The organism is Kribbella qitaiheensis (assembly GCF_042657745.1).
In the GTDB taxonomy this organism is placed as follows: Bacteria; Actinomycetota; Actinomycetes; order Propionibacteriales; family Kribbellaceae; genus Kribbella; species Kribbella qitaiheensis.
This window is the reverse complement of the sequence record NZ_JBHSKE010000068.1, coordinates 1-21,363: the sequence shown is the minus strand read 5'-3', so window position 1 is coordinate 21,363 and position 21,363 is coordinate 1. Positions and strand designations below refer to the sequence as shown.

20 protein-coding genes are annotated in these 21,363 nt (G+C 68.1%); 13 read left to right on the top strand and 7 right to left on the bottom strand.

Translation table 11 applies throughout. The features are described 5' to 3' along the window. Positions 1–10: 10 nt before the first annotated feature. Positions 11–649 (top strand): GntR family transcriptional regulator, encoded by a 639-nt coding sequence (locus ACFPJ1_RS37760; protein ID WP_380111118.1) that lies wholly within the window; start codon positions 11–13, stop codon positions 647–649. Positions 650–652: 3 nt separating this feature from the next. Here ACFPJ1_RS37760 and ACFPJ1_RS37755 read toward each other — a convergent pair whose 3' ends face one another. Continuing rightward, positions 653–826 (bottom strand): hypothetical protein, encoded by a 174-nt coding sequence (locus ACFPJ1_RS37755; protein WP_380111117.1) that lies wholly within the window; start codon positions 824–826, stop codon positions 653–655. 88 nt (positions 827–914) lie between these two features. Between ACFPJ1_RS37755 and ACFPJ1_RS37750 the strand changes: the two genes are divergently transcribed. Both ACFPJ1_RS37750 and ACFPJ1_RS37745 read left to right on the top strand, forming a co-directional pair. Then, complete coding sequence (locus tag ACFPJ1_RS37750) at positions 915–1,598, top strand: DUF2848 family protein (RefSeq protein WP_380111116.1); 684 nt, start codon at positions 915–917, stop codon at positions 1,596–1,598. After that, positions 1,595–1,927 (top strand): cupin domain-containing protein, encoded by a 333-nt coding sequence (locus ACFPJ1_RS37745; protein ID WP_380111115.1) that lies wholly within the window; start codon positions 1,595–1,597, stop codon positions 1,925–1,927. The genes ACFPJ1_RS37750 and ACFPJ1_RS37745 overlap by 4 nt, the downstream gene beginning before the upstream one ends. A 30-nt stretch (positions 1,928–1,957) precedes the next feature. Here the strand turns inward: ACFPJ1_RS37745 and ACFPJ1_RS37740 are convergent, their stop codons facing one another. Then, positions 1,958–3,451 carry a leucyl aminopeptidase gene (locus tag ACFPJ1_RS37740; RefSeq protein WP_380111114.1) on the bottom strand — a complete coding sequence of 498 codons (1,494 nt, stop codon included), beginning with the start codon at positions 3,449–3,451 and terminating at the stop codon, positions 1,958–1,960. A gap of 104 nt (positions 3,452–3,555) precedes the next feature. On the opposite strand from ACFPJ1_RS37740, the gene gcvT reads away from it, so the two are divergent. From gcvT to ACFPJ1_RS37710, 6 genes are all read left to right on the top strand, one after another. Beyond that, on the top strand, positions 3,556–4,662 hold the full coding sequence (gene gcvT, locus ACFPJ1_RS37735; protein WP_380111113.1) for a glycine cleavage system aminomethyltransferase GcvT: 1,107 nt from the start codon (positions 3,556–3,558) through the stop codon (positions 4,660–4,662). Positions 4,663–5,194: 532 nt separating this feature from the next. Next, on the top strand, positions 5,195–6,202 hold the full coding sequence (locus ACFPJ1_RS37730) for an ABC transporter permease (protein ID WP_380111112.1): 1,008 nt from the start codon (positions 5,195–5,197) through the stop codon (positions 6,200–6,202). A 41-nt stretch (positions 6,203–6,243) separates the two neighbouring features. After that, positions 6,244–8,001 (top strand): ABC transporter substrate-binding protein, encoded by a 1,758-nt coding sequence (locus ACFPJ1_RS37725; RefSeq protein WP_380111111.1) that lies wholly within the window; start codon positions 6,244–6,246, stop codon positions 7,999–8,001. Positions 8,002–8,099: 98 nt separating this feature from the next. Beyond that, on the top strand, positions 8,100–9,092 hold the full coding sequence (locus tag ACFPJ1_RS37720) for an ABC transporter permease (RefSeq protein ID WP_380111110.1): 993 nt from the start codon (positions 8,100–8,102) through the stop codon (positions 9,090–9,092). After that, positions 9,089–10,261, top strand: coding sequence for an ABC transporter ATP-binding protein (locus tag ACFPJ1_RS37715; protein ID WP_380111109.1), 1,173 nt, complete (start codon positions 9,089–9,091; stop codon positions 10,259–10,261). The genes ACFPJ1_RS37720 and ACFPJ1_RS37715 overlap by 4 nt, the downstream gene beginning before the upstream one ends. Before the next feature lie 8 nt (positions 10,262–10,269). Then, positions 10,270–11,337: an ABC transporter ATP-binding protein gene (locus tag ACFPJ1_RS37710; protein ID WP_380111108.1), complete on the top strand. Its 1,068-nt coding sequence runs from the start codon at positions 10,270–10,272 to the stop codon at positions 11,335–11,337. Positions 11,338–11,385: 48 nt separating this feature from the next. On the opposite strand, the gene ACFPJ1_RS37705 is transcribed toward ACFPJ1_RS37710, so the two are convergent. Continuing rightward, positions 11,386–12,606 (bottom strand): low temperature requirement protein A, encoded by a 1,221-nt coding sequence (locus ACFPJ1_RS37705; protein WP_380111107.1) that lies wholly within the window; start codon positions 12,604–12,606, stop codon positions 11,386–11,388. Between the two features lie 116 nt (positions 12,607–12,722). On the opposite strand from ACFPJ1_RS37705, the gene ACFPJ1_RS37700 reads away from it, so the two are divergent. Genes ACFPJ1_RS37700 through ACFPJ1_RS37685 form a run of 4 tightly spaced genes read left to right on the top strand, consistent with a single transcriptional unit; the run spans position 12,723 to position 16,434 of the window. Beyond that, positions 12,723–13,751: an NAD(P)-dependent alcohol dehydrogenase gene (locus ACFPJ1_RS37700; protein WP_380111106.1), complete on the top strand. Its 1,029-nt coding sequence runs from the start codon at positions 12,723–12,725 to the stop codon at positions 13,749–13,751. Between the two features lie 27 nt (positions 13,752–13,778). Next, the gene (locus ACFPJ1_RS37695; protein WP_380111105.1) at positions 13,779–14,813 is read left to right on the top strand and encodes an amidohydrolase family protein; all 1,035 of its coding nucleotides are present in this window, start codon (positions 13,779–13,781) and stop codon (positions 14,811–14,813) included. Continuing rightward, on the top strand, positions 14,813–15,559 hold the full coding sequence (locus ACFPJ1_RS37690) for an iron-sulfur cluster assembly protein (protein ID WP_380111104.1): 747 nt from the start codon (positions 14,813–14,815) through the stop codon (positions 15,557–15,559). The genes ACFPJ1_RS37695 and ACFPJ1_RS37690 overlap by 1 nt, the downstream gene beginning before the upstream one ends. 59 nt (positions 15,560–15,618) lie before the next feature. Continuing rightward, positions 15,619–16,434 carry an IclR family transcriptional regulator gene (locus ACFPJ1_RS37685; RefSeq protein WP_380111103.1) on the top strand — a complete coding sequence of 272 codons (816 nt, stop codon included), beginning with the start codon at positions 15,619–15,621 and terminating at the stop codon, positions 16,432–16,434. A gap of 119 nt (positions 16,435–16,553) precedes the next feature. On the opposite strand, the gene ACFPJ1_RS37680 is transcribed toward ACFPJ1_RS37685, so the two are convergent. The 4 genes from ACFPJ1_RS37680 to ACFPJ1_RS37665 all read right to left on the bottom strand — a co-directional run bounded on the left by ACFPJ1_RS37680 (position 16,554) and on the right by ACFPJ1_RS37665 (position 21,145). Further along, positions 16,554–17,846: a sugar ABC transporter permease gene (locus ACFPJ1_RS37680; RefSeq protein ID WP_380111102.1), complete on the bottom strand. Its 1,293-nt coding sequence runs from the start codon at positions 17,844–17,846 to the stop codon at positions 16,554–16,556. Next, complete coding sequence (locus ACFPJ1_RS37675) at positions 17,843–18,655, bottom strand: ATP-binding cassette domain-containing protein (protein ID WP_380111101.1); 813 nt, start codon at positions 18,653–18,655, stop codon at positions 17,843–17,845. Before ACFPJ1_RS37675 ends, ACFPJ1_RS37680 begins: the two co-directional genes overlap by 4 nt. 120 nt (positions 18,656–18,775) lie before the next feature. Beyond that, positions 18,776–19,852 (bottom strand): substrate-binding domain-containing protein, encoded by a 1,077-nt coding sequence (locus tag ACFPJ1_RS37670; protein ID WP_380111099.1) that lies wholly within the window; start codon positions 19,850–19,852, stop codon positions 18,776–18,778. A gap of 102 nt (positions 19,853–19,954) precedes the next feature. After that, on the bottom strand, positions 19,955–21,145 hold the full coding sequence (locus tag ACFPJ1_RS37665; protein WP_380111098.1) for an ROK family transcriptional regulator: 1,191 nt from the start codon (positions 21,143–21,145) through the stop codon (positions 19,955–19,957). Positions 21,146–21,363 lie beyond the last annotated feature (218 nt).

The window sequence follows — 21,363 nt, the reverse complement described above, 5'->3', positions numbered from 1 at the left end:
TACATTGAGTATGCAATTGAGTGGGGACTCCGGTCGAGACCGTGCCTATCAATACCTCCGCGGAACAGTGCTCAGCGACCCCGCTGTGTCGGGCACGTTCATCAACGAGCAGGCCGTCGCCACCGAGGTCGGGATCTCCCGTACTCCGGTGCGCGAGGCGCTGCTCATGCTGGCGGCTGAGGACCTGGTCCAGCTAGTCCCGCATCGGGGCGCGTTCGTCGCGCCGGTGCCGGGCCGGGAGATCGCCGAGATGATGCAGGCGCGTGGCGTGATCGAGTGCTGGGCCGCCACCACCTGCCTGGCCTCCGACGAAGCTCCAGTGGCGCCGATGTCCGCAGTACTCGAGCAGCAGCGGGCCATCGTCGACGTAGGTGACGCCAAGGAGTTCATTGAGCTCGACAGCCAGTTCCACGCGCTGCTGGTGGAGGCCGGCGGCAACAGCGTGCTCGGCCGGCTGTACGACAGTCTCCGCGCCCGACACGTCCTGCTGGGCGTCGTGGCGCTGCAGCGGAGCGCCACCCGGCGCCAGGATGTGCTTGCTGAGCACCAAGCGATCGTGGACGGTCTCGCCTCGGGTGACGCGGCCGCGGCCGAGGCGGCGATCCTCCGCCACCTCGACACCACCGGCTCCATCCTCATGAAGGGCTGACCACTACCGCGCGGACTCCGTGAACCGCTCCGACACGAAGGCCGCCTGCGGTCCGTACATCAGCGAGTACTTGTCCGAAAGCCAACCGGACAAGGGAATCAGCCCGACCTGGTGCAGGGTGCCGGTGAGCGGGTCGCTGCCGGGGAAGAACCGGACGGGGCGGTCGGGGACGGGCATCGGGGTGGACCTCCTCGCATCAATGCTTCATACTTGCTGTATACAACGTGTTCACGCAAGTCCTGATTCAGATTCGCTGGAGGTTTCTGTGTCCCAAACGCTGCGATTCACACTGCCCGGCGGTGCTGAGCGCGCGATCGACGTCCGCTATGCACTCAACGCGGGCTACGCCGGTCGCGACACCCCGCAGGTCCAGCACCACGTCGACGAGCTCGCCGAGCTCGGCGTGCCGGCACCGAAGAGGATCCCGACGCTCTACCCGCTGTCGGCGAGCCTGGTCAGCCGGCCGGAGATCGTCCAGGTCGCGCACGGGAAGACGTCCGGGGAAGCGGAGTGGGCGCTGATCGTCGGAGACGGCCCGGACGACCTGCTGCTGACGGCTGCGTGCGATCACACAGATCGTGCGCTCGAGGTGCACGGCGTTGCCTGGAGCAAGCAGTCCGCCCCGGACCTGCTCGGTGACATGGCCTGGCCGCTGGCCGCGATCGAGCACGAGCTGGACGACTTCACGCTGAAGGCCTGGGTCAGGCACGGTGAGCGGGAGCAGCTCATCCAGGACGGCACGCTTGCGCAGTTGCTGCCCCCGGCGTACTGGGTGAAGGAACTGGGCTCGCTGCTGCGGCCCGGGACGGTGTTGCTCAGCGGGACGATCCCGATGATCGCGGGCGTCGACCAGTTCGCCGACGCGTGGCGGGTGGAACTGACCGATCCGCGCGGCGTCACCAGCCGGATCCTGTACTCCGTCGAGCAGCTCGCGGCGGCCTGGGAATGAAGTCGCAGCACGAGTTCTTCACCGCATCGGACGTCCCGTGGACCGAAGTCGGACCAGGGATCAGCCAACGGATGCTCAGCAGCGATCCGGCAGACGGGACGCTGACCAGGATCGCGAAGTGGGCGCCCGGGACGGTCTCAGGCGAAGACGTGATCCAGCACGAGTACTTCGAGGAGGTCTATCTGCTCGAGGGGACGCTGACCGACCTCACCCTCGGCAAGACCTTCGAACAAGGGGATTACGCCGCTCGCCGGCCCGGTATGCCACATGGGCCGTACCGGACCGGCGAGGGGTGCACGATGCTGGAGATCCGCTACCGGACCAGCTAGAAGGGCCAGCTAAAAGGTCCGGCTAGCAGATCAGCTGGCGGCGGCGGCCAGCTCGACCAAGGTGCGAACGGAGTACCCCGTGCCGCCGGCCGGGGTGTAGCCGGAGGGCCCACCGTCGTTGAAGGCCGGGCCGGCCACGTCCAGGTGGACCCAGTCGATGCCCTCAGCAACGAAATCGCCGAGGAACGCGGCCGCGGCCAGGGCGCCGCCCCACGGCTCGCCGGTGATGTTGGCCAGGTCGGCCACCTTCGAGTGCGAGCGCAGCTTGTCGAGCATCTCCGCCGGGATCGGCAGCGGCCACATCTGCTCGCCGGCGGCGACCGCGGCGTCGACCACCCGGTCCCGGGCGGTGTCGGTGTTCGCGAACGCGCCGGCCACCTTGGTGCCCAGGGCAACGACGCAGGCGCCGGTCAGGGTGGCCACGTCGACGATCAGGTCGGGCTGGTCCTCCGACGCCCGGACCAGGGCGTCACCCAGCACGAGGCGACCCTCGGCGTCGGTGTTGAGCACCTCGACCGTCTTGCCGCCGTACATGGTCAGCACGTCGGACGGGCGGGCGGCGGACCCGGACGGCATGTTCTCCGCCATCGCCGCGTAGGTGGTCACCTGCACCGGCAGGCCGAGCCGGGCGATCGCGATGGTGGCGGCGACGACGGCGGCCGCGCCGGCCATGTCGGCCTTCATGCTGATCATGCCGCTGGCGGTCTTCAGCGAGAGGCCGCCCGAGTCGAAGGTGATGCCCTTGCCGACGAAGGCCAGGTGCGTCACCGGCTTCTTCGGCGTGTAGCTGATCCGGACCAGCCGCGGTGGGTTGGTGGATCCCTGGCCGACGCCGAGGATGCCGCCGTACCCGCCCTTGGCGAGCGCCTTCTCGTCCAGCACCTCGACCTTGACGCCGTGCTCCTTGCCCAGCTTCTGGGCGTGGACGGCGAACTCGGCCGGGTGCAGGTCCGACGGGGGAGTGTTGACCCAGTCGCGCACCTGGTGGACCGCGTCCGCGACGATCTCGGCGCGCTCCAGGGCGGCCTTGGCCTCCTTGGAACGGGCCAGGTCGGTCAGCACGGTCAGGTTGCCCGGCGCCTCGGTGCTTGCCTCGGACTTGTAGGCGTTGAAGGTGTAGCGGCCGATCAGTGCGCCCTCGGCGACGGCTCGGACGCACTCGGCGTCGGGGGTCGGCAGCGCGAACGCGACCGACTGGCCGGTCATGGCGGCGCGGACGCCGACACCGGCGGCGGTGCGCAGGTCCTCGGTCTTCAGGGCGCCGTCCGGCGCGGTGCCGAGGCCGACGGCGATCAGCGTGGCCGACTTTCCGGGCTTCGGGCCGGGCACCTTGGTGACCTCGCCGGTCTTGCCGGTGGCGCCGAGGCCGGACAACACCTCCACCAGCTTCCCGCCGTACGCGGCGTTCAGCGACTCGGTGCCGGCGGGCAGGGCTACGCCGCCGTCGAGCTTGACCACGCCGATGACCAGGACGTCGCTCTTGACGCCGGACGCATCGGACTTGCTCAGGGTGATGGTGCTCACGAAATCCTCAGTCCTCCTTGACCGGGTGGCAGGTGCCGGTCGTGACGGTACGTGAATGCTGCCTCCGCATGCTACGCCGAGGCGCTTCCGGTAAGTTCCGCTGCATGACCGAGTCTCCCGTCTTGAAGAAGTCCCCGTTGCACGAACGGCACGTCGCCCTCGGCGCCAAGTTCGCCGAGTTCGGTGGCTGGGAGATGCCGCTGGAGTACAGCGGGGTCGTCGCCGAGCACACCGCGGTGCGGACCTCCGTCGGTGTGTTCGACGTGAGCCACCTGGGCAAGGCGACCGTCAAGGGTCCGGGCGCCGCGGCGTACGTGAACTCCTGCCTGACCAACGACCTGGGCAAGATCGCGCCGGGCCAGGCGCAGTACACCTTGTGCTGTGCGGACGACGGCGGGGTGGTCGACGACCTGATCGCCTACCTGCACGCCGACGACGACGTGTTCCTGATCCCGAACGCGGCGAACACCGCGGAGGTGGTCCGCCGGCTCGCCGAGCAGGCGCCCGACGGGGTCGAGGTGACCAACACCCACGACGACTACGCGATCCTCGCCGTCCAGGGCACCGACAGCGACGACGTGGTCGCCGCGATCGGCCTGCCGACCGGCCACGACTACATGTCCTTCGCTGTCGCCGACTTCTCCGGCACTCCGATCGTCGTCTGCCGCACCGGGTACACCGGTGAGCGCGGTTACGAACTGGTGGTTCCGAACGAGGCGGCGGTCGCGGTCTTCGACGCGCTGCTGGCGGCAGGAGAGCAGTACAGCATCGTCCCCGCGGGCCTGGGCGCGCGCGACACCCTGCGGACCGAGATGGGCTATCCGCTGCACGGCCAGGACATCTCCCCGGAGATCACGCCGGTGCAGGCCCGGTCCGGCTGGGCCGTGGGCTGGAAGAAGGAGCACTTCTGGGGCGACCAGGCCCTGCGCGCGGAGAAGGAAGCCGGGCCGGCCCGGCTCCTCCGCGGCCTGCGCGCGGTCGGCCGGGGCATCCCGCGGCCGCACATGAACGTGGTGGACTCCGCCGGTACCGCGGTGGGCGAGGTCACCTCCGGCACGTTCTCGCCGACGCTGAAGAAGGGGATCGCCCTCGCGCTGCTGGCGGCGCGCGTCAAGGAGGGCGATCAGGTCGCCGTGGACATCCGCGGCCGGCAGGAGGCGTTCGAGGTGGTCAAGCCTCCGTTCGTCACCGTCCACGTCCGCGAGAGCTGACCAGAACACGCCTTACTCCTCGGGCCGCTGCGCGGGTGTTTGTCACCTAGCAGCGGCCCGACGGCGTCCGGAACGGCGATTCATCGGGGCTTCCGGAAGTCCCGGATTGTCCGATGACTGCCGGAAAGATCACGTTTCAGGGCCGTTCACCCATTCCGGAATGCGTTGTTCGAGTGGTTCTGCTCACTCGTCACCGGACGCGTGACGACGTTCACTCCGGGTGACAATCTGGCACAATCTGGCCACTGACGGTGCTGTGCCGCCGCGTTTCGCGAAGGATTGATCGCAGTGGGTGACCATCGGGGGGAAATGTTCCGGTCCGGTACCTGTTCCGGTAACGATTTGTGCACTGCTGCCGGGCACCGCTGGTTTGGTGTCACAGTGTCAGGCAGGCTAGCGCGCGGTTGTGGCGGATCGGCGGCGTCAAGGCAATTTGACGCAAGCCCTCTGCAAGGAAAAACTTCGGCACGATCTACAGACCGTTGCCGGGTCTGCAACCGGAATCTGGCCGACAGAAGCTGACGGAGCGCGAATGACTATTGGGCAACCTGACTCGACTGTGGGCGTCCAGGACCACCCGGCGTCCGCCGAGCCGGTTCGTCCGGCGACGGTCGCCCATGGCAAGTCCCCGCTGCGGATCGCGATGGAGCGGCTGCGCAAGGACAAGGTCGCCGTCATCTGCATCGTGGTCGTCCTCTTCTTCATCCTGGTCGCGGTCTTCGCACCGGTGTGGTCCAAGATCGAGGGCCAGGACTACAGCACCTTCCATCCCGACCTGGTCGACGAGTACGGCTTCCCGACCATCGGCATCAACGCCGACCACTGGTTCGGTGTCGAGCCGAAGACCGGCCGGGACAGCTTCGCCCGCTGGGTGTACGGCGCCCGCCCGTCGCTGATCGTCGCCTTCTCCGCGACGGTGTTCGGCACCATCGTCGGTGTTGTGATGGGCCTGCTGGCCGGCTTCCTCGGTGGCTGGGTGGACCGGGTGATCTCCTGGATCATCGACTTCGTCCTCAGCCTTCCGTACCTGCTGTTCGCGATCGCGCTGGTCCCGATCGTCGAGTCGATGCGAGGCGGATCGTTCAACATGACGCCCGAGGAACAGGCCTCCACGAGGTTCTTCGTACTGATCTTCGTGCTGTCGTTCTTCGGCTGGGCCGGCCTGGCCCGGATCATCCGCGGTGAGGTGCTGTCGCTGCGCGAGCGCGAGTTCGTGCTGGCAGCCAAGGCGATCGGAGTGCCGACCCGGCAGGTCCTGTTCAAGGAACTGCTGCCGAACCTGGTCGCCCCGATCGTTATCTCAGCGTCACTTTCCTTGCCCGCATATGTGACATTAGAGGCAGGCCTGTCCTTCCTCGGTGTCGGACTGGTGGAGCCGATTCCGTCCTGGGGCCAGACGATCGCGAACGCGACGAACTGGTTCAAGGCGGACCCGATCTACCTCTGGCTTCCCGTGGTCGGCATCATCGCACTGGTGCTTGCGCTGGCCCTTCTCGGCGACTCGATCAGAGACGCTTTCGACCCCAAGACTCGCCGGTAGGTCGGCGATTGCCCGTGCGGCAGAAAAGGAGAAACTCCATCATGCAGTGGAAACGGATTACCGCGGTGTCGGCGGGGGTCATGCTGGCCGTCGCGGCCTGCGGCAGCCCGTCCTCGAACAGTGGTAACGAGGCCGGTGGCTCAGGCGATCTGGGCGGGGCGCAGGTCAAGGCGATCGACGCCACTGCCAAGGGACCCGCCAAGGAGATCGACGGCGCGAAGAAGGGTGGCACCGTCACGGTGCTGTCGGACGTCACGCCCGACACCTTCGACCCGACGAACATCTACTACACCGACGGCAACCAGATCGGGAAGCTGATCTACCGGGCCCTGACCCAGTACAAGCTGGACCCGGCGACTGGCAAGCCGACCCTGGTTCCGGACCTCGCCGAGGACCTGGGCACCAAGTCGGCCGACGGTCTGAGCTGGACCTTCAAGCTGAAGAAGGGCATCAAGTACCAGGACGGTTCGCCGGTCACGGCCGCCGACTTCGCGTACGCGATCAAGCGCTCCTTCGCGCACGACCTGTACGACGCGGGACCGACGTACCAGATCCAGTTCTTCAAGGACGGCGACAAGTACAAGGGCCCATACGCCAGCGGTGACAACTACGCCGGTGTCGAGACGCCGGACGACAGCACCCTGGTCATCCACCTGGCGACGAAGTTCGACGACCTGCCGTTCTACGCGGCCTTCCCGATGTTCACGCCGATCCCGAAGGCGAAGGACACCAAGAAGAACTACGAGCAGCGTCCGATGACGACCGGCCCGTACCAGGTCACGTCGTACACCCCGGGCACCGAGCTCAAGCTGGCGAAGAACCCGAACTGGGACCCGAACACCGACCCGGTGCGCTACCAGTACCCGGACGGCTGGGACTTCAAGTTCGCCCAGGACACCATCAAGGCACAGCGTCAGGTGCTGGCCAGCGCCGGCCCGGACGCGAACGCGCTGAACTACTCCAACCTGGACGTCAGCCTGCTGCCCGAGGTCAAGGACCAGAGCCAGCTCGTCAAGGGCCCCGGCCCCTGCACGCAGATGTACACGATGGACGCGCGCAAGATCCCGCTCGAGGTGCGCAAGCTGATCGCCAAGGCGCACCCGACCGACTCGTGGCGCAAGGTTGCCGGTCTGAACCCGTCGGACTCGCCGCCCGCCTCGACCATCCTGCCGCCGGCCGTACCGGGCTTCGAGAAGTACGAGCTCCCGGGTCTGACCGGAACCGGTAAGGGCGCCGAGGACGACGCCGTCGCCGCCGAGGTGAAGTCGGAGCTGGCCAAGCTGGGCAAGTCGAACTTCGAGCTGAGCTGGTACTACTCGATCGACGACAAGATCTCCACCCAGGTGACCCAGCTGCGCAAGCAGGTCTTCGAGAAGGCCGGCTTCAAGGTTCGCGCCATCGGTGTTCCGAAGGCCAAGCTGCGTACCTTCGTCGGTGACCAGAACGCTCCGGTCAACATCGGCAAGACCCCGGCCGGCTGGTGCTCCGACTGGCCGAGCGGCACCTCCTGGTTCCCGGTGCTGTTCAAGTCCGACGCGATCGAGCTGGGCAACTCCGTCGGTCAGCTGCAGGACAAGGCTCTGGACGCCGAGATCGACCGCGTGGCCGCTCTGTCCCCGGACGAGCAGCTCAAGGAGTGGTCGAAGGTCGACAAGATGATCCTGGAGAAGTACCTCCCGGTCATCCCGCTGTACTACACCGGTACCAACTCGCCGGTCGGGAAGAACATCGGTCACGCCGTCAACGACATGACCCAGGGTCTGCCCGAGTTCACCTCGATCTACCTGAAGCAGCCCTGATCCAGTCAGGGTGACGAACATCTGATTCAGTAGTTCCGACGGTGGGGTGGTGCCCGGACTTGGTCCGGGCACCACCCCGATCGGTGAGGAGATAGCCCGTGTTGTACTTCGTGGCGCGACGTCTGGTGAGCGCCCTCAGCGTCGTGCTGGTCACGCTGATCGCGACCTTCGCGCTGTTCTTCATCGCTCCGACCGACCCGGCCGGAGCGATCTGCGGCGAACGCAACTGCACCCAGGAGCGGTACAACGAGATCAAAGAGAATCTGCACCTGGACCGACCCAAGGTGCAGCAGTTCGCGGAGTACACCGCCGGAATCTTCGTCGGCCGGGACTTCGAGACGTCCGGCGTGGTGCAGCACTGCAGTGCGCCCTGCCTCGGGTTCTCCTTCAAGAACGACCGGCCGGTCACCCAGATGCTGTCCGACCGGTTGCCGGTGACGGTGTCGCTGGTCGCCGGCTACGCGGTCATCGTGCTCACCATCGGCGTCTACGTCGGGTCGATGGCGGCCAAACGAAGAGGCACCTTCGGCGACCGCGCGCTGATGACCAGCACGCTGGTGGTCAGTTCGGTGCCGTACTACATCGTGGCGCTGATGATTGCGCTCTACCTGACCATCCTCTACCCGATCCTGCCCCGCGGCGGCTGGACTCCACCGTCCGAGAGCGTGGGGAAGTGGTTCCTCGGGTTGCTGACACCCTGGCTGGTGCTCGGCATCTACAGTTGCACCTCGTACGCCCGGTACTCCCGCGGCTCGATGGTGGAGACGCTGAGCGAGGACTTCATCCGGACCGCGCGGGCCAAGGGCCTGTCCGACCGGGTGGTCACCTACAAGCACGCGCTCCGCGCGGGCCTGATCCCGGTCATCACGATCTTCGGCCTCGACGTGGCCGGCAGTCTGGCCGGCGCGATCTTCACCGAGCGCATCTTCGACCTGCCAGGCCTCGGCGTCCTGGTGCTCGACAGCCTGAACAGCTACGACCTGCCGGTGATCATGGGCACGGTGCTCGTCGCCTCGGTCATCCTGGTAGTCATGAACTTCCTGGTGGACATCGCCTACAGCATCATCGACCCGCGGGTCAGGCTGGCATGACGACACCGGAGAACGAAGGACGGAAGGACACCCCCGACACGATGGTCGGCACCGTACCCGGCGACGGCCCAGCTCTGCCGGACGCCAAGCGCAACCCGTCGATCGCCACCCGGGAACGCCGCGACACGGCGTACACACCCAGTGGCGAGACGCCGTACCTGGTCGTGCAGGACCTCACGGTCCAGTTCCCGACCGCGGACGGGCTGGTCAGCGCTGTCAACGGCCTGAGCTACGCCGTACCGCTCGGCCGCACCCTGGCGATCGTGGGTGAGTCCGGTTCCGGCAAGTCCGTGTCGAGCATGGCCGTGATGGGCCTGCACGACCGGAAGCGGACCAGGATCAGCGGCTCGATCCAGCTCGGCGGCGACGAGATCGTCGGGATGCCCGAGAACGAGTTGATGAAGGTCCGCGGCGACGCGGTCGCGATGGTCTTCCAGGACCCGCAGTCGTCGCTGCACCCGCTCTACACGGTGGGCAACCAGATCTCCGAGGCGTACCGGGTGCACAACAAGGTGTCCAGGGACGTCGCGAAGAAGCGTGCGCTGGAGATGCTCGACCTGGTCGGCATCCCGAACCCGGTCCGCCGGTTCAAGCAGTACCCGCACGAGTTCTCCGGCGGTATGCGGCAGCGCGCGATGATCGCGATGGGTCTGGTCAACGACCCGAAGCTGGTCATCGCGGACGAGCCGACCACCGCGCTCGACGTCACCGTCCAGGCGCAGATCCTGGACCTGCTGAACAACCTGCAGAAGGAGTTCGGCTCCGCGATCGTGCTGATCACCCACGACCTGGGTGTGGTGGCCGAGATGGCCGACGACGTGCTGGTGATGTACGCCGGCCGCTGCGTGGAGTACGGCACCGCGGAGGATGTGCTGGCCCGGCCGCGGATGCCCTACACCTGGGGTCTGCTCGAGTCGATCCCGACCGTGTCGGCCGCGAGCGAGATGCTTCGCCCGATCAAGGGTCTGCCGCCGTCGCTGCTGAGCCTGCCGAGCGGCTGTTCGTTCAACCCGCGCTGCCCGTACACGGACCGCGTGAAGGGCGAGCGCTGCACCACAGACCTGCCCGAGCTGCTTCCGGTCGACGGCGCCGGCGCGCACACGTCCCGTTGCCACCTGCACGACAAGGCCTCGATCTACGAGGCCGAGGTCGCGCCGAGACTGGGCTGAGGAGAGAGATGAGCAAGACAGTGAGCAACGCAGACTCGGCCTCGGCAAGCAAGAACAGCGCCACCCCGCTGCTGCAGGTCCGGGACCTCAAGATGCACTTCCCGATCAAGGAGGCCGCGGGGCTGGGCCGGACCAGGAAGGTCGTCCAGGCCGTCGACGGGGTCAGCTTCGACCTGGAGCCCGGCGGCAGCCTCGGCCTGGTCGGCGAGTCCGGCTGTGGCAAGTCGACGACCGGCCGGATGATCACCCGGCTGCTCACCCCGACCTCGGGGCAGATCATCTTCAAGGGCACCGACATCGCCCAGCTGAAGGAGAGGGAGCTGCGCCCGTTCCGGCGGGAGCTGCAGATCGTCTTCCAGGACCCGTACAGCTCGCTGAACCCGCGGCAGACGGTCAGCAACATCATCAGCACGCCGTTGCGGGTGCACAACCTGGTGAAGAAGGGCAAGGAGCTCGAGCGGGTCCAGGAACTTCTGGAGCGGGTCGGCCTCAACCCCGAGCACCACAACCGGTACCCGAACGAGTTCTCCGGCGGTCAGCGCCAACGCATCGGCATCGCCCGAGCGCTCGCGGTGGAGCCCGAGGTGATCATCGCCGACGAGCCCGTGTCCGCATTGGACGTGTCCATCCAGGCCCAGGTGATGAACCTGCTGGAGGACCTGCGCCGCGACCTCGGCATCGCCTTCGTGTTCATCGCGCACGACCTCGGCGTGGTCCGGCACTTCTGCGACCATGTCGCGGTGATGTACCTGGGCAAGATCGTCGAGCAGGGTCCGCGCGAGCAGATCTACACCGCTCCGCAGCACCCGTACACCCAGGCGCTGCTGTCGGCCGCACCCGACCTCGGCACCATCCGCGGCGTGCCGCCGAAGGAGCGGATCCGGCTGGTCGGCGACGTGCCGTCCCCGATCGACCCGCCGAGCGGTTGCCGGTTCCGGACCCGCTGCTGGAAGGCCGAGGACATCTGCGCCACCCAGGAGCCGCCGCTGATGACCCAGGCCCAGTCGGGTCCCGGCCACACGGCTGCCTGCCACTTCGCCGAGCCGAAGGTCGACCTGACCGCCGCCACGGCCTGAGCAATCCCAGAAAGAAAGGCCCCCGCCGCCGGTGGGGGCTTTTCTTCGTCACTCGGCCGACTCGTGATGGTGGCGGAGCTCGTCTCGCTGGCGGGCGTAGTGAATGGACTCGTAGGCGACCAGCGCCGCCAGCAGACCAGCCAGTACTGCGAGTTGGCCGAGTGCCGGCACGTCCGAGAGGGTCAGCGCGGCCACGACCGCGAGGGCGGCGGTGACCAGCCGACTGACGCCGAGGGTGTGCGTGGTCCGCCACTTGAAGCCGACGTGTCCCAAGAGATAGAGCACCACCCCGCCGAAGAGGGCGAAGAGACCGATGCCCTTCAGCGGGTCGTCGAGGTGGTGGTGCTCGGTGTCGCCGACGTACTCGAGCACCTTCTTCAGGCCGAGGGCGAGCAGGATGACGCCCGCCACCATCGGGAAGTGCAGGAACGTGTACGCGTCGCGGGCGAGCTTCGGCCGGGTCTCCAGCGGCTCGGCGGCCAGGGCCTGCTCGCCGTAGTGCACCGCCGCGTCGAAGTAGATCCACCACAGCGCCGAGGCGACGGTCAGGCCGAGGAGCGAGGCGATGATGATCGGCCAGGAGATCGGCAGGTCGGTGACGCCGACGCCGATCGCCACGATCGACTCGCCCAGCGCGATGATCAGGATCAGCGCGTGCCGCTCGGCGAAGTGGGCCGGTGAGTTGAGCCGCCACCCACGGGCGTCGATCAGGTAGGTGCCGCCGTAGTCGGCGGCCAGCGCCGCGGCCCACAGGAGTGTCTGGGTCGTGCCGTGGAACTGGGAGGCGACGAGGAGCAGCGCGGTACCGGCCAGCATCGCGGGGGCGAACCTGGCCACCGTGCGGCGCAGTACCTTGTCGCCGTCGGCGATCAGCCAGAACATCACCACGTGCAGCGCCCGGAAGGCGAAATACGCCACCGCGATCACCACCGGGCCGGGCAGGCCGCCCGGCAGGTCGTGGAATGCCTCCGGGATGGCGAGCGCGATCAGGAACATCGCCGCCATCGCGGCCAGCATCACGGCCCGGATCGAGCCCTCGTCGGCCTTCACCAGGTTGCACAGCCAGGCGAAGCCGACCCAGCTCCACCAGAGCAGCCCGATCAGCAGCACACCGCGGATCACCCCGTGCCAGCTCAGCTCGTCGGCCATCAGCGCGGTGACCTGCGTCAGCGCGAAGACGAAGACGAGATCGAAGAACAGCTCCAGCGTGGTGACCGTCTGGTTCTCCGAGGTGGCCTGCACCCGGATCGGTGGCCTGCGTTTCGCCATGCGGCTCATTGTGTCCGATCAGGCGGTTATCGGAAGGCGATAACGCCCCTTTCGCCACACCGGGAGCACCGACACCATCGGACCCACCGATCCCCAAGACCGGAGGGAAGCTCGAGATGAAAGCTGTCCGAGTCCATCAGTACGGCGAACCCCCCAGCCTCGACGAGATTCCGGACCCCAAACTGGACGGTCCGCTGGACGTCATAGTGAAGGTCGACGCGGCCGGGGTCTGCCGGACCGACCTGCACATCATCGAAGGACAGTGGGCCGAGAAGAGCGGCGTCGAGTTGCCGTACGTGATCGGCCACGAGAACGCCGGCACCGTGGTCGAGGTCGGCCAGGCGGTCACCGGGGTGAGCCCGGGCGACAAGGTGATCCTCCACCCGCTGGTGACGTGTGGACTCTGTCGGGCCTGCCGTGCGGGCGACGACGTGCACTGCACGAACTCGGAGTTCCCCGGCATCAACCGCGACGGTGGGATGGCGGAATACCTCCGTACGTCGATCCGCTCCGTGGTGAAACTGGACGATGGCCTCGCGCCTGCCGATGTCGCGGCCCTCGCGGACGCGGGACTGACGGCGTACCACGCGGTGCGCAAGGCGGCTCCGCTGCTGCACCCGGGTGACCGCGTGGTGATGATCGGCGCCGGGGGACTGGGCCACATCGGCCTGCAGTGCCTCCTCGCCCTGACGCCCGCACGGATCACGGTGGTCGACCGCGCGGCCGATGTACTCGAGAAGGCCGGCAAGCTCGGCGCGCACGACACCATCCTGAGCGACGGCGAGCAGGTCCAGCAGGTGCTCGACCAGACCGGCGGCGAGGGCGCCCAGGTGGTGCTCGACTTCGTCGGCGAGCACGGCACCGAGGCCGACGGCATCGCGATGACCCGCAACTCCGGCTCGTACTTCGTGATCGGGTACGGCGGCAAGGTCGACGTGCCGACGATCGACATCATCTCCCGCGAGATCAACGTGATCGGCAACCTGGTCGGCTCCTACAACGACCTGGTCGACCTGATGACGCTGGCCGCACAGGGCCGGGTCCGACTGGCCACCAAGCAGTACTCCCTGGACGACGCGCTCACCGCGCTGGACGACCTCGACGGCGGCCGGGTCCCCGGCGGTCGCGCCATCCTGACTAGCTGAGCTGTCTGACGAGCTGAAGGAGCAAGTATGTACAGCAAGGACGGGAACGACTACTTCATCGTCGACAGCCACGTGCACGCGTGGGACGCGACCCCGGCGAACCAGGCGAACAGGTACGGCGAGGGCTTCATCAACTGCTTCTACGACTACCACCGCAACCTGTCGCCCGCGGACAAGGTTTGGACGCTGGAGGAGTTCCACAAGCAGTCCGAGGAACGCATCATCAAGGACCTGTTCACCGACGGGTACGTCGACCGGGCGATCTTCCAGCCGACGTACCTGACCGACTTCTACGTGAACGGCTTCAACACCACCGAGCAGGACGGCCAGATCGCCGAGAAGCACCCGGACAAGTTCATCGTCAACGGCGCCTGGGACCCGCGCGACGGCGAGGCCGGGCTGGACAAGCTCGTCGAGCTCGCCGAGCGCTGGAACCTGCAGGGCGTGAAGCTCTACACCGCCGAGTGGAAGGGTGACTCCAAGGGCTGGAAGCTCACCGACCCCTGGTCGTACCGCTACCTGGAGAAGTGCGAAGAGCTCGGGATCAAGAACATCCACATCCACAAGGGCCCGACCATCTACCCACTGAACCGGGACGCCTTCGACGTCGCGGACGTGGACGACGTGGCCTCGGCGTTCCCCGGGCTGAACTTCATCGTCGAGCACGTGGGCCTGCCGCGGCTGGAGGACTTTTGCTGGATCGCCACCCAGGAGTCCAACGTGTACGGCGGTCTGGCGGTCGCGATGCCGTTCATCCACAGCCGGCCGAAGTACTTCGCGCAGATCATCGGCGAGCTGCTCTACTGGATCGGCGAGGACCGGATCACCTTCGCCAGCGACTACGCGATCTGGACTCCCGCGTGGCTGATCGAGCGGTTCGTCGACTTCGGTTACCCGGCCGACCTCGACGAGTACCCGGAGCTCTCGGTGAACGTGAAGAAGAAGATCCTCGGGCTGAACGCCGCCAAGCTGTACGGCATCGACGTACCGGCCGAGCTGCGGTTGCCGGAGAGTGCCGACGAGACGGCCGCGGTCGGCTCCGAGCCGGTGTCGGTGGCCTGATGACGGCCGAGGTGACGGCCGGGATGCCTGGCACCCGGCCCTCAGGGGTCGACGACGGGATCTGGACCGCGCTGGGGACGGTCCGCGATCCCGAGCTGGACGCGCCGGTCACCGAGCTCGGCTTCGTCTCCGGCGTGACCGAGGACGCTGAGGTGGTCACGGTCGAGCTCCGGCTGCCGACGTACTTCTGCGCGCCGAACTTCGCCTACCTGATGGTCGCCGACGCGTACGACGCGGTCGCCGCGCGGGCGGGGTCCCGCGCGGTGGTGATCAGGTTGCTCGACCACTTCGCGTCGGACGAGATCAACGCCGGGGTCGCGGGCGGGCGTGGATTCGCCGGCTCGTTCCCCGGGCTGGCGGACGGGGAGCTGGAGCAGCTCCGGATCACCTTCCAGCGCAAGGCCCACCGAGCGTGCCAGGAGCAGGTGGCGTCACGCCTGCTCAAAGACGGCTGGTCGGTGCCGGACCTGGCAGAGGCGACACTCGCCGATGCTCTGCCTGGGGACGAGCTCGACCGGCTACGGCGACGGCGTACGGAGCTTGGGTTGCCGTCGGGACCGTCGGCGGCGTTGCTGCTGCAGGACGACGGGTCGCCGATCCGGCAGCTGGACCTCCCGGTGCAGTTGCGGCTGGCGAAGACGACGCGGATCAGCATCGAGGGCAACTCGGGCCTGTGTCGCGGTCTGCTCTCCGTCCGCTACGGCCTGCCACGCCCCGACGGCGTCGACCAGGTGATCGCCGGGTGACCGCGGAGACGCCCCGGCCTCGGGGTGCGTCGGCTCTCCTTTCGGGGCAGGCTGTCAAGGTGACTACGTCGGCGCCGAACTTCGACCCTCCAGCGGTGAACGGGTCGAGCGCACCCGTGTCCGGGACGGTGCAGTCGGTGTCGCGGGCCCTGCGGGCGATGGAGTTCGTCGCGGCCAGCCGGGACGGGGTGACGGCCAAGGAGATCGCCGCCCACCTGGACCTGGCCTTGCCGTCGGCGTACCACCTGCTGGCCACGCTGACCGAGTCCGGGTATCTCGTGCACCTCGCGCAGGACCACCGGTACGGGCTCGGGTACCGGGTCCGGCTGCTGGAGCAAGGGCTCGAGCGGCAACTGGAGGTGCCGGCGCTCATCGCGTCGGCGGTCAGACGGCTGCACCTGGAGGCTGACGCGGCCGCGTACTACGCCGTCTACCGCGAGGTGAACGTGGTGGTCGCGCATGTGGTCGACTCGGAACGCCGGCCGCGTGTGCAGGTGCTCGACATCGGCTTCCACGAGGCGACCCATGCGACCGCCTTCGGCAAGGTGATGCTGGCCGCGATGTCACCCGAGGAGCGCGACGCGTACCTCGACCGGGTCGGCCTCCGGCGGTGCACCGCGAACACCATGACGGACCGGTCGCTGCTGGAGGCCCATCTGGACAAGGTACGGCGCTCCGGGGTGGCGCTGGAGATCGGCGAGTTCCAGGACGGGCTGTCCTGCCTGGCCGCGCCCGTCCGGTCGAGCGCGGGTGCCGTGCTCGCGTCGGTGGCGATATCCCTGCCCTCGGCCGATTTCGCCACCCGCCGGTGGGACCTGGAACGCGCCGTACGCCGGGGTGCGCTGGTGGCCACCCGGGCGGTCAACTCGCTGTAGCCCCCGCAGTACCGCAGTACAGACGGGAACGGATCGCCACTCCGGGCGGGGAGTGGCGATCCGTCGTTTGGTACGGCGGGCTGCTGCCGATGCAGGGGGTCAGGCAGCAACCCACCGGTCTATGCGCGGCCGTGTGCCTGCCGGCTGCGGCGGCTGAGCGAGTCGATCGTGACGGCGATCAGCAGGACTGCCGCGGTCACCATGAAGCGCACGCTGGAGTCGAGGCTGAGCAGCGCCAGCCCGTTGGAGATCGACATGATCACCAGCGCGCCGAGCAGTGCGGAGTACGCCGAACCGCGGCCGCCGAAGAGGCTGGTGCCACCGATGACGGCGGCGGCGATCGCGTTCAGGTTGGTGTCGTTGCCGCCGCTGCTCTGGTTCACCGCGACCAGCCGGGAGGCGGCCAGCAGACCGCCGACGGCGGCGAAGGTGGAGCAGGCGGCGAAGACGGACAGGTAGATCATCCGCACGTTGATACCGGCCCGGCGAGCCGCCTCGACGTTGCCGCCGACTGCCATCACCGAGCGGCCCCAGCGGGTCTTGCGGATGGCGAAGTCGGTCGCCACCACCATCGCGAGGAGCAGCACGAACATCGACGAGACACCGCGGTCACCGTTCAGGACCGCGACCGGGACGGCGAGCACCAGCGCGAGCGCGACCGCCTTGAGGCCGATGATCGAGTTGGGCGCCGCCGAGAGACCGGCCGCGAGGCGCTGACCACGGGCGCGCAGCCGGCTCACGATGTAGAGCGCGACCGTTACGACGACCAGGCCGTAGGCGACCGCGGGCGACAGAAAGCTCTGCGTCGCGAACTTGACGATCGCCGAGTCGAACGGAAGGTTCAGCGAACCCTCTTTGCCCAGCACCCACAGTTGCAGGCCGAGGAAGCCCAGCAGGCCGGCCAGCGTGATCACGAAGCTCGGCACACCGAAGCGGTTGTAGAGCGCTCCGTAGAACAGGCCGATGACCAGGCCGACCGCCACGCTGGCGAGGATCGAGACCACCAACGGCCAGCCTTTGTTCACGAAGGTGACGCCGAAGATGGCCGCGGACAGACCGCTGACCGAACCCACAGACAGGTCGATCTCGCCCAGCAGCAGAACCAGAACGATGCCCAGGGCAATCACACCGACCGAGGTGGTCTGCAGGGTCAGGTTGACCAGGTTGCGGCTGGACAGGAAGTTGCTGTTGGCGATCTGGAAGACCGCCCAGATGATGACCAGTCCGACCACCACCGGGACCGAGCCCAGATCACCGGAGCGCAGCCGCGCGGTGAAGGCGGCGATCGCGCCGCTCACGCCATGGCTGGCGATCAGCCGCTCGTCCTGCAGGTCGGCCGGCAGCGCTTCCTGGGCCGGGTCCTCCACGGTGTCCTGCACGGGGACCTTCGATCCGTCGACCGGGGTGGTCATGATGCGGAACCTTCCTCACGGGTCCGGCGCGCCGCGCGCTCGGAGACTGCGTTGTCCGTGGCACCGGTGATGGCGGCGATGATGTCTTGCGTCTTGGTCTCGCTGACCGTGAAGACACCGTTGTTGCGGCCGAGCCGCAGTACCGCGACGCGGTCCGCGACGGCCATCACGTCGGCCATGTTGTGGCTGATCAGGATCACCGCGAGACCACGCTCGCGGAGTCGCTCGACCAGGTTGAGCACCTCGGCGGTCTGGGCCACACCCAGCGCCGCGGTCGGCTCGTCCAGCATCACCACCTTCGGCTGGCCGAGCAGGCTGCGGGCGATCGCGACGGTCTGCCGTTGACCACCCGACAGGCTGGCCACCGGGATCCGGACACTCGGGATCTTGGCGGACAGCTGGCGGAGCAGCTCCCAGGAGGACCGCTCCATCTCGACCTCGTCGAGCACCTTGCCCTTGCGCAGTTCCCGGCCGAGGTACAGGTTCGCGACCACGTCGAGGTTGTCGCACAGGGCCAGGTCCTGGAAGACGGTGGCGATGCCGAGCTGCTGCGCCTCGGCCGGACTGGCCACCCGCACCTCCCGCCCGTCGAACACCATCGTGCCGTCGTCGGCCGTGTAGACCCCGGCGATGGTCTTCACCAGGGTCGACTTGCCGGCGCCGTTGTCGCCGACCAGGGCGAGCACTTCACCAGTGCGCACGTCCAGTTCGATGTTCTTCAGCGCCTGGACCGCGCCGAAGCGCTTGGAAACGCCCCGCAGCGCCAGCACCGTGCCGGTGAGGGGCGGGGAGGTGGGAGTGACAGTCATCGATCAGCCTCCTGAGGCTTTGACGATCCGGCCTCGGTCCGGGTGGGTTCGCGGTGCCCACCCGGACCGAGGCGTTCCTCGAGGCCGGCCCCGCGCTGGGAGCCGGCCTCGGGGCCGGGGTTACTTGAGGCCGGCGGCTTCGCAGGCGGCCGCGAACGACGCGGTGCAGATGTCCGACACCTTGTAGATTCCGTCCTTCACCACAGTGTCGTTGATGTTCGCCTTGGTGACGGCCACCGGGTCGAGGATGGTGGACGGGACACCGGACTTCTCGGTGGTCGACTCGGGCTTGCCACCGGTCGCCAGTGCGACGGCGCCCTTGGCGGCGGCCTCGGCCTGCGGCTTCACGGCCTTGTAGATGGTCATCGCCTGGTCACCGCTGACGATCCGCTGGATCGCGGCGAGCTCGGAGTCCTGACCGGTGACCGGCGGGAGCGGCTTCACGCCGCCACCCTTGAGGGCGGCGATGGCGCCACCGGCGGTGCCGTCGTTGGCGGCGTAGACGCCGACCAGGCCGGCCTTGATCGCGCTCAGCTGGCCTTCCATCCAGGCCTGCGCCTTGTCCGGGCTCCAGTCCGGGGTGTCGAACTCGGCGGCGACCTTGAAGCCGCTGGAGTCGAGCACGCTGTGCGCGCCCTTCTTGAAGTCGGCCGCGTTCGGGTCGGTCGGCGCGCCGTTGATCATGGCGAGGTTGCCGGACGTCTTGCCGGCCGCCTTCAGGGTGTCGACCAGGGTCTGGGCCTGCAGCTTGCCGACCGCCTCGTTCTCGAACGAGACGTAGTAGTTGGCGCCCTCGATGAAGCGGTCGTAGGCGATCACCGGGACGTTCTGGCCCTTGGCGGAGGCAACCACCGCGGCCGCGGCCTTGCCGTCGACCGGGTCGAGGACGAGCACCTTGGCGCCCTGGGTCAGCGCGGCCTCAGCCTGCTGCTGCTGCTTCGCGGCGTCCTGGTCGGCGTTGCTGTAGATCAGCTCGCAGTCGGCGCAGGCGGCCTTGAGCGCCTCGGTGAACAGCGGGCGGTCCAGGCTCTCGTACCGGGTCGTCTTCGACTCCGGGAGCAGCAGCGCGATCTTCTGGCCACCGGCGGAGCTGCCGCCGGTCGAGGACGGCTCGTCCGATCCACAGGCCACCAGGGAGAGGGCAAGGGCCGAGACGGCGAGGCCGAGGCCGACGAAACGGGTTGGTGAGACGGACATAGAGCAACTCCTTGACGTGAGGGCCCGAGTAGGCCTCTCCAGAGTCAAAGGCACATCGCTCTTGACGTCAAGGCTTGAATTCAAGAAATAGACATATCGTTGTTACACGGTTGTCTCCACCGGCTTGGCCGTCCGCGAGTGGCTGAGGACGGACGCCAACTGAATGGCGCCGAGCACATCCGCTTCGTCACCCAGTTCAGCCGCGCGTAACTCCACCGTCGCGGCGGCGCTGGGGATCGCGCACCGGTCCAGGGCCTCGCGCAGCGGCAGCATGATCAGGTCGCCGGCCTCGGCCATCTTGCCTCCGACAACGATCACCTCCGGGTTGAAGAGGTTCACCAGACCGGCGACCGCGAGGCCCACGCGACGGCCGGCATCCTCGACCACCCGGCGGCAGCCGAGATCCCCAGCCAGTGCCCGGGTCACGACGTCCCGGAGCCTGAGCGGGCCGTGCGATGCCTGCAGCGAACTGAGCAACGCGCGCGACCCGACAAACGTGTCCAGGCAGCCGCGGTTGCCGCACCGGCAGATCGGCCCGTTCTCGTCGATCGTGAGGTGCCCGATCTCGCCCGCCGTACCGGCCGAACCCCGGAACACCTCGCCGCCGAGCACGATGCCCGCGCCCACGCCGTACGAGAACTTGATGTAGCAACCGTGCTGGACGCCGCGCAGCGCGCCGCCGCGGAGTTCCCCCAGTGCAGCAAGGTTTGCGGTGTTGTCGAGGGCGACCGGGGCGCGGAGGTGGCCGCCCATCGCCTCGGCGACATTCACCCCGCGCCAGCCGGGCAGTACCGCGTCCGAACCCGCCTCGCCGCTGACCGAGTCCACCGGGGCGGGCAGGCCGAAGCCGATCGCGCTGATGTCCTCGATGCCGGCGCCGATGGTCTCGGTGAGGTCGGCGATCAGGCGGGCCGCTCGCTCCATCCCGTCGTCGGCAACGTGGTCGGCCTGCAGCGGCATCAGTTGCTGGGCGAGGATCTCGCTGCTCTCGGACGCGATCGCGACGCGGACGTCCCGTTCACCGAAGGCGACACCGGCGAGCAGGCCGCCACCGGAGGCCAGGGCGACGAGGACCGCGCGGCGGCCGTTGCGGATGCTGGGGGACAGCGCGACCATGCCGGTCTGGTCGAGTTCCTTGACCATGTTCGACACGGTGGCGGCGGAGAGACCGGAGGCGGCGGCGATCTCGACCTGCGTCAGCGGGCCGTGCTGCCGGACAACCCCCAGGACGCGCTCGCGGTTGGCTTCGCGGAGCGAAGCCTGCGAGCCAGGCGCTGGGCGGGTTGCGTTCATTACATAAAGATAACGGATCGCGGGGCTTTCGCTCCCGAATCACCGATATCGATCCCGCGACTGATCGCCATCCGTCCTCACCCTCACGCCCACTCCTGCCCATCCCAACCCCCGCAAGGACACTAATGCACCCCCAGCCCACCCCCCAACACCCGCCCCATCACCCCCAAAATCCCCACCCACCCCAGCACCCCCCCACTCCCGCCCCGCCCCAGCCC